At 67.4% G+C, this 12,537-nt stretch carries 13 protein-coding genes and 2 pseudogenes; 9 read left to right on the top strand and 6 right to left on the bottom strand.

All coding sequences use genetic code 11. The features are described 5' to 3' along the window. Nucleotides 1-88: 88 nt before the first annotated feature. The 3 genes from rpmB to AUP43_RS18430 all read right to left on the bottom strand — a co-directional run bounded on the left by rpmB (nucleotide 89) and on the right by AUP43_RS18430 (nucleotide 2,015). Entirely contained in the window at nucleotides 89-376 is a 288-nt protein-coding gene (rpmB, locus tag AUP43_RS18440; RefSeq protein WP_067560375.1) for a 50S ribosomal protein L28, read from the bottom strand. Nucleotides 377-476: 100 nt separating this feature from the next. Further along, nucleotides 477-1,493, bottom strand: a complete 1,017-nt coding sequence (gene meaB, locus AUP43_RS18435) for a methylmalonyl Co-A mutase-associated GTPase MeaB (RefSeq protein WP_067560376.1) — start codon at nucleotides 1,491-1,493, stop codon at nucleotides 477-479. Between the two features lie 42 nt (nucleotides 1,494-1,535). Continuing rightward, on the bottom strand, nucleotides 1,536-2,015 hold the full coding sequence (locus AUP43_RS18430; RefSeq protein WP_067560374.1) for an Lrp/AsnC family transcriptional regulator: 480 nt from the start codon (nucleotides 2,013-2,015) through the stop codon (nucleotides 1,536-1,538). A gap of 117 nt (nucleotides 2,016-2,132) precedes the next feature. Between AUP43_RS18430 and AUP43_RS18425 the strand changes: the two genes are divergently transcribed. Then, nucleotides 2,133-2,753 (top strand): LysE family translocator, encoded by a 621-nt coding sequence (locus tag AUP43_RS18425; protein ID WP_067560373.1) that lies wholly within the window; start codon nucleotides 2,133-2,135, stop codon nucleotides 2,751-2,753. Nucleotides 2,754-2,764: 11 nt separating this feature from the next. After that, complete coding sequence (locus AUP43_RS18420; RefSeq protein WP_067560372.1) at nucleotides 2,765-3,163, top strand: NUDIX hydrolase; 399 nt, start codon at nucleotides 2,765-2,767, stop codon at nucleotides 3,161-3,163. Nucleotides 3,164-3,178: 15 nt separating this feature from the next. On the opposite strand, the gene AUP43_RS18415 is transcribed toward AUP43_RS18420, so the two are convergent. Together AUP43_RS18415 and AUP43_RS18410 are read right to left on the bottom strand one after the other, a co-directional pair. Beyond that, on the bottom strand, nucleotides 3,179-4,024 hold the full coding sequence (locus tag AUP43_RS18415) for a branched-chain amino acid aminotransferase (RefSeq protein WP_067560371.1): 846 nt from the start codon (nucleotides 4,022-4,024) through the stop codon (nucleotides 3,179-3,181). 99 nt (nucleotides 4,025-4,123) lie between these two features. Then, nucleotides 4,124-4,339, bottom strand: a complete 216-nt coding sequence (locus tag AUP43_RS18410; protein WP_067560370.1) for a hypothetical protein — start codon at nucleotides 4,337-4,339, stop codon at nucleotides 4,124-4,126. Nucleotides 4,340-4,413: 74 nt separating this feature from the next. Between AUP43_RS18410 and AUP43_RS18405 the strand changes: the two genes are divergently transcribed. The 6 genes and pseudogenes from AUP43_RS18405 to AUP43_RS19700 all read left to right on the top strand — a co-directional run. Continuing rightward, the gene (locus tag AUP43_RS18405; protein WP_067560369.1) at nucleotides 4,414-4,767 is read left to right on the top strand and encodes a DUF952 domain-containing protein; all 354 of its coding nucleotides are present in this window, start codon (nucleotides 4,414-4,416) and stop codon (nucleotides 4,765-4,767) included. A gap of 2 nt (nucleotides 4,768-4,769) precedes the next feature. Beyond that, nucleotides 4,770-5,831, top strand: a complete 1,062-nt coding sequence (locus tag AUP43_RS18400) for a quinone-dependent dihydroorotate dehydrogenase (protein ID WP_067560368.1) — start codon at nucleotides 4,770-4,772, stop codon at nucleotides 5,829-5,831. 75 nt (nucleotides 5,832-5,906) lie between these two features. Continuing rightward, nucleotides 5,907-7,115, top strand: a complete 1,209-nt coding sequence (locus tag AUP43_RS18395; protein WP_067560367.1) for an EAL domain-containing protein — start codon at nucleotides 5,907-5,909, stop codon at nucleotides 7,113-7,115. A gap of 31 nt (nucleotides 7,116-7,146) precedes the next feature. Further along, on the top strand, nucleotides 7,147-8,037 hold the full coding sequence (locus tag AUP43_RS18390) for a TIGR01459 family HAD-type hydrolase (RefSeq protein WP_067560366.1): 891 nt from the start codon (nucleotides 7,147-7,149) through the stop codon (nucleotides 8,035-8,037). A 4-nt stretch (nucleotides 8,038-8,041) separates the two neighbouring features. Next, nucleotides 8,042-9,379, top strand: a complete 1,338-nt coding sequence (locus AUP43_RS18385; protein WP_067560365.1) for an RsmB/NOP family class I SAM-dependent RNA methyltransferase — start codon at nucleotides 8,042-8,044, stop codon at nucleotides 9,377-9,379. A gap of 35 nt (nucleotides 9,380-9,414) precedes the next feature. After that, nucleotides 9,415-9,504 (top strand): annotated as a pseudogene (locus tag AUP43_RS19700) (hypothetical protein); the annotation flags it as partial. 246 nt (nucleotides 9,505-9,750) lie between these two features. On the opposite strand, the pseudogene AUP43_RS19695 reads toward AUP43_RS19700, so the two are convergent. Beyond that, nucleotides 9,751-9,996: pseudogene (locus AUP43_RS19695) on the bottom strand (ribbon-helix-helix domain-containing protein); the annotation flags it as partial. Between the two features lie 279 nt (nucleotides 9,997-10,275). On the opposite strand from AUP43_RS19695, the gene scpA reads away from it, so the two are divergent. After that, a complete protein-coding gene (scpA, locus tag AUP43_RS18375; RefSeq protein ID WP_067560363.1) occupies nucleotides 10,276-12,429 on the top strand; it encodes a methylmalonyl-CoA mutase in 2,154 nt (717 codons plus the stop codon). The last annotated feature ends 108 nt before the right edge of the window (nucleotides 12,430-12,537 follow it).

Raw genomic sequence — 12,537 nt, 5'->3', positions numbered from 1 at the left:
GAGCTGGGTGAGGGGAGACCCGCCCAAAACAGCAAAAGGCCCGCTGTTCAGCGGGCCTTTTGGACTGTCGTCGCAGGGGAGGCGCTGGTTAGGCGGCCTTTTCCTGGGCCTTCTTCAGGCGGCGCTTCAGCTGGCGGGCCTCGTCGGTGAGCGCCGTGTCGCGGGCGTTCAGCAGGTAGGCGTCGATGCCGCCATTCTTCTCGATGGTGCGGATCGCGTTGGTGCTGACGCGGATGCGCACGCTGCCCAGTGTGTCGGACAGCAGCGAGGTTTCCTGCAGGTTCGGCAGGAAGCGGCGCTTGGTCTTGTTGTTGGCGTGGCTGACGTTGTTGCCGACCAGCACGCCCTTGCCGGTGATCGCGCAGCGTTTCGCCATGGTCTGTCTCCGAATGCCAAAATTGCGGGGCTTTGGCCCCAAGAATAGGGTTCCGCGCCGGCAATCCGGCTCGGGGAGCGCGGTTTGTAGCGGTTTCAGACTAGCCCGTCAAGCCGTCCCGATCGGAATCTTTGCCGAGAAAACGCGCCACCAGATCGCGCGCCGCCAGGGCCGGCGGCAGGTCGCCGGCCAGCACGCGGGATTCCAGCTCCGGCAGGGCGTCGCGCACCGCCGGGTGATGGCGCAGGGCCAGCATCAGGCTTTCCTGCACCTCGTTCCACATCCAGGCCCGCGCCTGCTCCGCCCGGCGGCGCTGGAACTGGCCGGCCGCCGCCATCGCGTTGCGATATTTGCCGATGGTCTGCCAGATATCCTCGATGCCCGTGCCCTCCAGCGCGGAGCAGCGCAGCACCGGCGGCTTCCAATGGGCCGAGCCGGCGCGGATCAGCGCCAGCGCGTTGCGATAATCGCTGACCGCCCGGTTGGCCGCCTTGTCCAGCTCGCCATCGGCCTTGTTCACGACGATCAGGTCGGCCAGCTCGACGATGCCCTTCTTGATGCCCTGCAGCTCGTCGCCGCCGGCCGGCAGCAGCAGCAGCAGGAACATGTCGACCATGTCGGCCACCGCCGTCTCCGACTGGCCGACGCCAACCGTCTCGACGATCACCACATCGAAGCCCGCCGCCTCGCACAGCAGCATGGCCTCGCGCGTGCGCCGGGCCACGCCGCCCAGCGTGCCGGCCGCCGGCGAGGGCCGGATGAAGGCGGACGGGTTGCGCGCCAGCAGCTCCATGCGGGTCTTGTCGCCCAGGATCGAGCCGCGGCTGCGCGCCGAGGAGGGATCGACCGCCAGCACGGCGACCCTGTGGCCCTGGGCGATCAGATGGCCGCCGAACGCCTCGATGAAGGTGGATTTGCCGACCCCCGGCACGCCGGAAATGCCGAGCCGGATGGAATCGCCGGAACGCGCCATCACCGCGCCCAGCAACGTCTCGGCCAGGCGGCGGTGATCGTCGCGGGTCGATTCGACCAGCGTGATGCCGCGCGCCAGGGCGCGGCGGTCGCCGGACAGGAGATCGGCGGCGATAAGCTCGGGATCGAAAGCGGGACCGGTCATGAAATCGAAAGGCACGTTACGGGAGGGACGGACCCTAGCCTATCATGGCTCGACGCGCACGCTGGGACCGGAAAGCACCATCTTGCTCTTCACCGGCGAGGACAGCACGATGGAGGTGCTGGTGTGGCCGAACTGGCGCAACTGGGCGATCACCGCCTCCAGATGCGCCGTGGAGGAGACCAGCACCTTGATCAGGAAGCTTTCTTCCCCGGTGATGTGATGGCATTCGATGATCTCGCTCAGGCTGCGCGCCATCTGCGATACGCGGGCATAATGGTCGCCGGCGGTCTTCAGGCTGATATAGGCGGTCATCGGGAAGCCAAGCCGGGTCGGCTCTATGGTCGCCCGGTAGCCGCTGACGATTCCCAGATCCTCCATCCGCCGCACCCGCTCGGCGATGGCGGGGGAGGACAAACCGACCCTGCGCCCCAATTCACTGAAGGAGAGGCGCGCATCCTCTTGCAATGCACGCAAAAGTTGCCACCCAACCTTGTCCAATCCGCTTTCGGAATCGAAAGCCATACTTTAATCCAAGTTTAGTTTTCCCGACGAATATCTAAGCCTACTTTTAATCCACAGTTCCATCAACATTTTCCACAGGCACTGTGTACGGGTGCCCGCGACATGAGACCGGACGCCATGGAAACCGACTTCTTCCTCAATGCGATGGCTATCGGCTTCGCCATCGCCGCCCCGGTCGGCGCCATCGGCGCGCTGTGCGTGCGCCGCACCCTGCAGGGCGGCTTCGCGTCGGGCCTGGCGGTCGGGCTGGGGGCGGCGCTGGCCGACGCCAGCTATGGCGCGGTCGCCGCCTTCGGCCTGTCGGCGCTGACCGACTTCCTGGTCTATTGGCACGAGACGCTGAAGATCAGCGGCGGCCTCGTGCTGATCCTGCTGGGCGTGCGCACCCTTCTGGTGGTCGGCGATTTCGGCCCGGAGCGGCAGGCCCCGCAGGTGCGACTCGGCGGGCTGGCGGGCGATGTGGCGACGACCTTCGTGCTGACGCTGGCCAATCCGACGACGATCCTGTTCTTCATCGCCATCTTCGCCGGGCTGGGGCTGATGCAGGCCGGCGGCGAGACCGGCCAGGCGCTGGCCATCGTCGCCGGCGTGTTCAGCGGCTCGTTCGCCTGGTGGCTGATTCTGGCCGGCGGGCTGAGCGCGGTGCGCAAGCGCATTCCCGACGCAGCGCTGCCCTGGATCAACCGCTTCGCCGGCGCGCTGCTGATCGGCTTCGGCGCGGCCGCCATCACGAATTGAGAAAGGCAGCCATGCCCGGCCCGGTTTTCCCCGTTTCGGTCAAGGGCGTCATCCTGCATCGCGGGCAGGCGATCCTACTGCGCAACGAGCGCCAGGAATGGGAGTTGCCCGGCGGTCGGCTGGAACCGGGCGAGCAGCCCGCCGCCTGCCTGCACCGCGAAATCTTCGAGGAACTTTATCTCGACGTCGCCATCGGCCCGTTGCTGGATTGCTGGAATTATTACATCGCGGCGGCCGACCGGGAGGTGGTGATCGTCGCCTATCTCTGCCGGCTGAAGCACGATCTGGGCGCGCTCAGCTTCAGCCACGAGCATCTGGAGGTCGGCCTGTTCGATCTTCTGGACGCGCTCGACGCCCTGCCCCTGCCGGACGGCTATCGCCGCGCGATCCGGCTGGCGGCGGGGCTGTAGGACGCCCTCACCGCCTTACTTGCCCTTACCGTGGGCAAACTCCCAATACAGCTCGCGGGCGCGCTGGTAGACCGGGCCGGGTTGCAGGCTGCGGCCGTCGATGCCGGTGCAAGGCTGCACCTTGGCGTAATTGCCGGTGGAGAACACCTCGTCGGCGTCCATCAAATCCTTCACCGTCAGTTGCGCCTCATGCACCGCAAGGCCGGAGCCGCGCAGCAGCTTGATCACGCGCTGGCGGGTGATGCCGTTCAGGAAGGTGCCGTTCGGCGCCGGGGTGATGACCGCGCCGTCCTTCACCGCGAACAGGTTGGAGGTGGCGAACTCCGCCACATTGCCGATCTGGTCGAGCAGAATGGCGTTCTCGAAGCCTTTCTCGCGCGCCAGCCGCATCGCCTTGCCGCTGTTCGGATAGAGGCAGGAGGCCTTGGCGTCGGTCGGAGCCGATTCCGGCGTCGGACGGCGGAACGGCGAGATCATCGCGTTGAACCGGCCAGTCGGGTCCGGCATCGGCGATTCATAGACCGACAGCATGAAGCGCGTGGTTTCCGGGTCGGGGTCGATCCAGCCGCTCTCGGCGAAGAACATCGGGCGGATATAGAGCTGCGTCCCGGAGGAAAATTTGCGCACGCCTTCCAGGCACAGCTCATAGACCTCGCCGGCGGTCAGCGGCGGCTGCAGGCCGAGCGCCTTGGCCGAGCGGATCGAGCGGTCGCAATGCAGATCCAGGTCGGGCGTCATGCCGTCGAAGGCGCGCGCGCCGTCGAAAACGATGCCCGACAGCCAGGTGGCGTGGCTGAGCGGCCCCAGCACGGGCGGATTGCCGTCGTGCCATTTGCCGTCCACATAGCTGTAAGCCTGCATAACCAGAGTCTCCTGAAGGCGATTTTCTTTTCTGTTGCGCCAGCATAGACCGGGATATCGGGCAAGGCCAAGACATGCCGGGCGCGCCGCGATGTCACATCAGTCAACACATGCCAACATGGCTCGGTAAATGCGCGCCGCCAGCTCGTCCGGCACGCCGCCGCTGGCCGCACCGGCGCGGACCATCGCCGCCGTCGGGTCGACCGGCGCCACGACGAGCCCGAGGCTGTCGAGCGCCTCCACCGCCTCCAAGGCAGCCTCCAGCGCCTCGGAACCGCCGTCCGCGGACCGTCTTTTCATCATGTCCTTGTGCATGGACCCGGCTCCTTCCACGACGGCGCCGATGCCGCCCTTGCCCGCCTCGGGCCGTTTGACCTACTGTCGCGCCGATGGCGACGAAGATCATCTACACCATGGCGCGAAATGTCGACTGGCGAGCGGCCGAGGCGACGGGTGCCTATGCCGGCTCGGCCAATGACGCGGCTGATGGGTTCATCCATTTTTCCACCGCCGATCAGGTGATCGCCAGCGCGGCGAAGCACCGCGCCGGCGAGGCCGGGCTGCTGCTGGTCGCCGTGCAGGCGGCGCTGCTGGGCGACGCGCTGAAATGGGAGCCGGCGCGCGGCGGGCAGCTGTTCCCGCATCTCTACGCGCCGCTGCCGCTGGACAAGGTGCTGCGGGTCGATCCGCTGCCGCTGGGGCCGGACGGGCTGCATATCTTCCCGCCGCTTGAGAAGGATTGAGCATGGATCTGGCCGGCCTGGCGCTTCCCCTGCTGCGGTTGCTGCCGCCCGAGACGGCGCATGACGCGACCATCCGGCTGCTCGCCGCCGGCCTGGTTCCCTCGGGGCACATGGAGGACGATCCGGCGCTGGCGAGCGAGGTCTGGGGCCGGCAATTCGCCAATCCGGTCGGGCTGGCCGCCGGATTCGACAAGAATGCCGAGGCGTTCCGGGCCATCCTGCGGCTTGGCTTCGGCTTTACCGAAGTCGGCACGGTCACGCCGCACCCGCAGGCAGGCAACCCGAAGCCCAGGCTGTTCCGCCTGAGCGAGGACCGGGCGGTGATCAATCGCATGGGGTTCAACAATCAGGGTCTGGAAGCGGTTCGATCCCGCCTGGAGACGGGATGGAACGGAATCGTTGGCGCGAATATCGGCAAGAATAAGGACAGCACGGACGCGGTCGCCGATTATGTGCTGGGTGCGCGCGCCTTCGCCCCGCTGGCGGATTATCTGGTGATCAACGTATCCTCCCCGAACACGCCGGGCCTGCGCGACTTGCAGCGCCGCGAGCCGCTGCTGGCGCTGGCCCGCGCGGTGCGCGCCGAACGCGACGCCGTCATGGCCGCAAACCCGCCGCCGCTGCTGCTGAAAGTAGCCCCCGATTTGGACGAGCAGCAGATCGAGGATGTGGCCGAGGTGGCGCTGTCCGCCCCGGTCGACGGGCTGATCATCTCCAACACCACTATCGCCCGGCCGGAAAGCCTGCGCTCGGCGCATCGCCAGGAGGCCGGCGGCCTCAGCGGTGCGCCGCTGTTGCAGCCCGCGACCGAAATGCTGCGCTGGCTCTCCCGGCTGACCGGCGGCCGGCTGCCGCTGATCGGCGTCGGCGGCATCGCCTCGGGCGCGGACGCCTATGCCAAGATCAAGGCCGGCGCGTCGCTGGTACAGCTTTACTCCGCACTGGTCTATCATGGCCCCGGCCTGCTGACCCGCCTCAAGCGGGAGCTTGCCGCCCAGCTTCGCGCCGACGGGTTCCGGACCGTCAGCGAAGCGGTGGGCGTCGAGTCGAACGGCGGCCGGTAACGCCAAAGCCAAGGAACGCGAGCGATATTCCTGCATCTCCTCATAGCGCTGCTCTATCTTGGCCTGGCGGCGGCGGTGCTGCTGCTCGGGCCTGGGCTGCTGGGCATGCTGATCGACCCGGTGCCGCTGTTCATGCTGGCGGCGGTGCTGGTCGCGCTGGTCGGCGGCATGCTGCATCTGGCGCTGGCGCAGCGCGCGCGGGCCGGGCGGCAGGCGCGCCAGCTTGCCGCCGTCACCCGCGAGGTGAGGGCGCTGCGCAGCGGTATCGAGATCGCGCTGCAAAAGCTGGAGGAGATGGAGGGCGCGCCGACGGTCGACGTGCCGGCCAGCCGCGACCTGAACGAGGTGGTCGCCGAGGTCCGCGTGCTGCAAAGCCTGATCGAGGAGCTGTGGACCAAGCGCCAGGAGGAAGGCGAGGCGCCCCTGCCCGCCGACGATGCGGCAGCGACGCCGGCTGAAATCCTGCCGCCCAAGCAGCGCACCCGCCAGGCCATCCTGGCCGGCACCGGGCGCGAGGGCGACGACCCGATGCTGAGCCCGCGCGAGATATTGGAAATCGTCCGCGAGGGCCTGCGCAACAACCGCATCGAGCTGATGATGCAGCCCATCGTCACCCTGCCGCAGCGCCGGGTGATGCATTACGAATGCCTGTCGCGCATCCGCACCAAGAGCGGGCTGCTGATCACGCCGGAGCATTATATCGGGCTGGCCGAGGAAGAAGGGCTGATCGGCACCATCGACAATATGACGCTGTTCCGCCTGGTGCAGCATATCCGCCGGCACCGGCTGCCGACGCCGGACAGCCGGTTCTTCTGCAATATCTCCACCCGGTCGCTGGCCGATGCCGGCTTTTTCAAGCAGTTCCTGGAATTCCTGAATGCCAACGCCTCGCTGGCGCAATCCGTGGTGTTCGAATTCAGCCAGAACGGCTTTCCGGCGGCCGACGATCCGGCGCGCGAGAACCTGCTGGCCATGGCCGCCGCCGGCTTCCGCTTCTCGCTCGACCATGTCGGCGACCTCGATATCGACCCGGAGGAATATGCCGCCCTGGGCTTCAAATATCTGAAGGTCGATGCCGGACTGCTGCTGTCCTATGCCGAGCACGAGCCGTCGCTGCTCGATGTCGGGCTGCTGAAAGGCGCGCTCGACCGTGTCGCCATCGATCTGATCGTCGACAAGGTGGAGAGCGAGGCGCTATTGCTTCGCCTGCTCGACCATCCGGTCGATTTCGGCCAGGGCTATCTGTTCGGCGGACCGCAGATCGACGGCAAATCCGCCCGCTGACCTTGTCCTTCCTTTTCGAGTTCGGAGTCCTATGTCCACCATCGCCCCCACCCCCGTTCCGCTGCTGTCCGGCGTCGGCGCCATCGCCGAGCAATATGACGGCTTCATCCTCGATGTCTGGGGCGTGCTGTATGACGGCGGCAAGGCCTATCCCGGGGTGGTCGACTGCCTGGAACGGCTGAAGGCCGCCGGCAAGCGGATCCTGGTGCTGTCCAACGCGCCGCGCCGCGCCACCGTGCTGGTCGACCGGCTGTCGGGCCTGGGCATTGCGCGCCATCTGTATGACGAGGTGCATACCTCCGGCGAGGAAACCTTCATCGCGCTGCGCGACCGGGCTGACGATTTCCACCGGGGCCTGGGCCACCGCTTCATCGATACCGGCGGGCGGCGCTTCTCCGGCCTGCTCGACGGTTTGGCTCTCGAGCAGGTCGACAGCGTGGACGCCGCCGATTTCGTGCTGGCCAACGGCCCGCAAGAGGGCACCGACACCATCGAGATGTATGACGATATGCTCGGCCGCAGCCTGGATCGCGGCCTGCCGATGCTGTGCGCCAACCCCGACCTGGAAGTGCTGCACGAGGGCGAACGCCATCTCTGCGCCGGCTCCATCGGCGCGCGCTACGAGGCGATGGGCGGCCGGGTGCAGCATTACGGCAAGCCGCACGCGCCGGTCTACGAACGCTGCCTGAAGCTGCTGGGCATCGCGGATCGCAGCCGCATCCTGGCGGTCGGCGACAATCTGGAGACCGATGTGCGCGGTGGCCGCGCCCAAGGCACGGGCACGCTGCTGGTCGCCGGCGGCATCCATTGCAACCTGCTGGACATCACCATGGGCGGCGTGCCGGACACCGCGAAGCTGGACGCGCTCTATGCCCGCTATGGCGAACGGCCGACGGCGGCCGTGCCCGCCTTCGCGTGGTGACGGCGTGACCCCAGGCGCCCGCATTACCGCCGCCATCGAGGTGCTGGAGATCATCCGCGCCGGCGACACGCTGGCCCCGGCCGATTCGGTGCTGGGCGACTATCTGCGCCAGCGCCGCTATATCGGCAGCAAGGACCGCACCGCCATAGCCGCCATGATCTACGGCACCTACCGCAACCGCGCGCGGATCAACTGGTGGCTCGACCATGCCCGCTCCAAGCCGCGGCCGCGCACGCTGATGATCGCCTATCTGCTGCTGGTCGAGCGGATGGACGCCAAGCAGCTGCGCGCGCTGTTCGACGGCTATCACTATAACCAGCAGCCGCTGGAAAAGCCGGAATCGGTGCTGGCCGACCGGCTGGCCGGCCAGTCCCTGGACCATCCCGACATGCCGGAAGCCGTGCGGGGCGAATGCCCCGGCTGGGCCGAGGCCGGGTTGCGCGCGGCGCTCGGCGAGCGCTTCCTGGAGGAGATGGCGGCGCTGAACAAGGAGGCCGCGACCGATTTGCGCGTGAACACGCTGGTCGGCACGCGCGAGGAGGCCATCGCCGCCCTGGCCGAGGACGGCATCTTCGCCAAGCCGTCCCTGTATTCGCCCATCGGCCTGCGTCTGTCCGGCCGGCCGGCGCTGGGCGGCACCAAGGCGCTGAAGAGCGGCCTGGTCGAGGTGCAGGACGAAGGCTCGCAGCTCCTGGCCCTGCTGGTCGGCGCGGTACCCGGCATGCAGGTGGTGGATTTCTGCGCCGGGGCCGGCGGCAAGACGCTGGCGCTGGCAGCCCAGATGCAGAATAAGGGCCGCATCGTCGCCGCCGACGTGAATGCCCGCCGGCTGGAGCGGCTGGCCCTGCGCCAGCGCCGCGCCGCCGCGCATAATATCGAGCGCCGGCCGCTGGCCACCGAGCGCGACCCCTGGGTGAAGCGCCACAAGGACAAGTTCGACCGCGTGCTGGTCGACGCGCCTTGCACCGGCACCGGCACCTGGCGGCGCAACCCGGACGCCAAATGGGGCCGCGGCGGCATCGACCTGGCGGAGCTGACCGCCCTGCAATCGGAAATCCTGGACAGCGCGGCGCGGCTGGTCAGGCCGGGCGGCCGGCTGGTCTACGCCACCTGTTCGCTGCTGGCGGCGGAGAATGAGGACCGGGTCGCCGCCTTCCTGGCCGGCCATGCGGAGTTCCGGCTGGTGCCGCTCTCCGAGGCATGGCCCGGCCTGCTGCCGGACGCGCCGATGCCGGAAGCCGCCGATGCCGGCGGCTATCTGCGCCTCAGCCCGGCGCGGCACGGCACGGACGGCTTCGTCGCGGCGATCCTGGAACGCCAGCCGGCGACGGAAACTGCCTAGCAGACCGGTTCGCCGGCGCCGTCCCGCCCCCCGGAATCGCCGCCCGTATCGCCCTGGGAGTTTGCCTGAGTGGAGTTAGCCTGAGTGGAGTTAGCCTGAGTGGAGTTAGCCTGAGTGGAGTTAGCCTGAGTGGAGTTAGCCTGAGTGGAGTTAGCCTGAGTGGAGTTAGCCTGAGTGGAGTTAGCCTGAGTGGAGTTAGCCGGCGTATTGCCCCGGGCGCTGCCCCTGCGACGGCCCTGATCGAAACTATCGAGCGCGCTTTCCAGCACCGCCGGAAAGCCCGCCTGCACCCGCCCCTCGCGCAGGCCGCCCGCCGCCGCTTTCGGCCGCGGGTACAGCCGCTGTTCCAGCACGCGGAAATAGACCAGCGCGAAAATGCGCAGCGCCGAAGCCAGGCTGGCGCTGCGCCGGCGCGCCTCGATGGCGTCGCACAGCAGATCGATCGTCATGTCCTCGCGCGTGCAGATTTCCGCCAGCGCGTCCCATACCGCAACTTCCAGGCTGACGCTGGTGCGCCGCCCGGATACCTTCACGTTGCGGCGGATCCGGCGGCTGCTTCGATGCGCCTGCGTCACGTCGGCGATACGCGCGATCGCCCTCTTAGCCCGCTCCGTCATGCTCGGGTCTCTTGTCTCTTCTTGTTAGCGTGGTTTACACGCTGCCCCACCAATTGCCGGGAATTTCCCGGCTCGCACACAATCGTAGGGGTACTCTGACGGATGGCAAGTCAATGCACAACCTTGCGTTTTTCAACCCAGAATTGTTCGACCAGCGGTTGCTAAAACGTAGCCTCTTTGACCGGCATGACCGGTCGACCCATATGGCATGGCACGGTGCGTTTACCTTTTACCCCCGGAAACGATATACTGCGCCGCAAATAATATGAGGGAATCGTGATGGTGGACTTCCCGAAGAAGACACTGGAGGACTGGAAGGCGCTCGCCCAGAAGGAGCTGAAGGATCAGCCGCTGGAGGCGCTGGACTGGATCACGCCGGAGGGCATCCGCGTGAAGCCGCTCTATACCGCCGCCGATCTGGAAGGGCTTGAGGAGCAGATGGCCGGCCTGCCGGGCTTCGCGCCCTATCTGCGCGGCCCGCGCGGCACCATGTACGCCAACCGGCCCTGGACCATCCGGCAATATGCCGGCTTCTCCACAGCCGAGGAATCCAACGCCTTCTACCGGCAGAATCTGCAAGCGGGCCAGAAGGGCCTGTCGGTCGCCTTCGACCTCGCCACCCATCGCGGCTACGACAGCGACCATCCGCGCGTCGTTGGCGATGTCGGCAAGGCGGGCGTGGCGATCGATTCCGTCGAGGACATGAAGATCCTGTTCGACGGCATCCCGCTTGACACCATGAGCGTGTCGATGACGATGAACGGCGCGGTGCTGCCGATCATGGCCTGCTACATCGTGGCCGGCGAGGAACAGGGCGCGCCGATCGCCAAGCTGTCGGGGACCATCCAGAACGACATCCTGAAGGAGTTCATGGTCCGCAACACCTATATCTACCCGCCGGAACCCTCGATGCGGATCGTCGCCGACATCATCGAGTACACGGCGAAGAACATGCCGAAATTCAACTCGATCTCGATCTCCGGCTACCACATGCAGGAGGCCGGCGCGACCGCCGTGCAGGAGCTGGCCTTCACCCTGGCCGACGGGCTGGAATATGTCCGCGCCGCCCAGGCCAAGGGGCTGCATGTCGACGAATTCGCGCCGCGCCTGTCCTTCTTCTTCGGCATCGGCATGAATTTCTTCATGGAGATCGCCAAGCTGCGCGCCGCCCGCCTGCTGTGGGCCGAGCTGATGCGCCAGTTCGAGCCGAAGAACCCGCTGAGCCTGGCGCTGCGCACCCATTGCCAGACATCGGGCGTCAGCCTGACGGCGCAGGACGTCTACAACAACGTCGTGCGCACCACGGTGGAGGCGATGGCCGCCGTGCTGGGCGGCACGCAGTCGCTGCACACCAACGCGCTGGACGAGGCGGTCGCCCTGCCGACCCGGTTTTCCGCCCGCATCGCCCGCAACACCCAGCTCATCATCGCCGAGGAGACCGGCATTCCGCAGGTCATCGACCCGCTGGCCGGCAGCTATTACGTCGAGAGCCTGACCGCCAGCCTCGCCGCCGAGGCGCGCAAGCTGATCGGCGAGGTCGAGGAACTGGGCGGCATGACCAAGGCGGTCGATAGCGGCATGCCGAAGCTGCGCATCGAGGAGGCCGCCGCCCGCCGCCAGGCCCGCATCGACCGGGGCGAGGAGACCGTCGTCGGCGTGAACAAGTACCGCGCCGACAAGGACGAGGAGATCGAGTTTCTCGACATCGACAACGCCTCGGTGCGCGAGCAGCAGGTCGCCCGCTTGAAGAAAATCCGCGACAACCGCGACGAGGCCGCCACCCGCACGGCGCTGGACGCCATCGCCCAGGTCGCCCGGACCGGCAAGGGCAATCTGCTGGCCGCCTGCGTCGATGCGGCGCGCGCCCGCGCCACCGTCGGCGAAATGTCGGACGCGATGGAGAAGGTGTTCACCCGCCACCGCGCCGTCATCCGCTCGATCAGCGGCGTCTATGGCTCGGCCTATGACGATGATGACGGCTTCAAGCGAATCCAGAAGGAGACCGACGATTTCGCCGCCGAGGAAGGCCGCCGGCCGCGCCTGCTGGTGGTGAAGCTGGGCCAGGACGGGCACGATCGCGGGGCCAAGGTGATCGCCACCGCCTTCGCCGATATCGGCTTCGACGTCGATATCGGGCCGCTGTTCCAGACCCCGGAGGAAGCCGCGCGCCAGGCCATCGAGAATGACGTGCATGTCGTCGGCGTGTCCAGCCAGGCCGCCGGCCACAAGACGCTGGTGCCGGAACTGCGCGCCGCCCTGGACCAGATGGGCGGGGGCGACGTCATGATCGTGTGCGGCGGCGTCATCCCGCCGCAGGATTACGACTTCCTGATGCAGAACGGCGTCTCGGCGATCTACGGCCCCGGCACCAACATCCCGCACGCCGCCTCGGAAATCCTCACCCTGATCCGCCGCCGGCGGAAAGCAGCGTAGACCTCCAGCGGCCCCATGCTTCGAGACGCGCCCTGGCGGACGGCAGCAGCGGGACCGGCATTGCCCCTGAAGCTAGCAGCCTATTCTGACCGTCACCCCCGGCCTTGT

This window comes from Oceanibaculum pacificum, assembly GCF_001618175.1.
Classification (GTDB): Bacteria; Pseudomonadota; Alphaproteobacteria; order Oceanibaculales; family Oceanibaculaceae; genus Oceanibaculum; species Oceanibaculum pacificum.
This window is presented reverse-complemented; position numbering and strand designations above follow the sequence as displayed.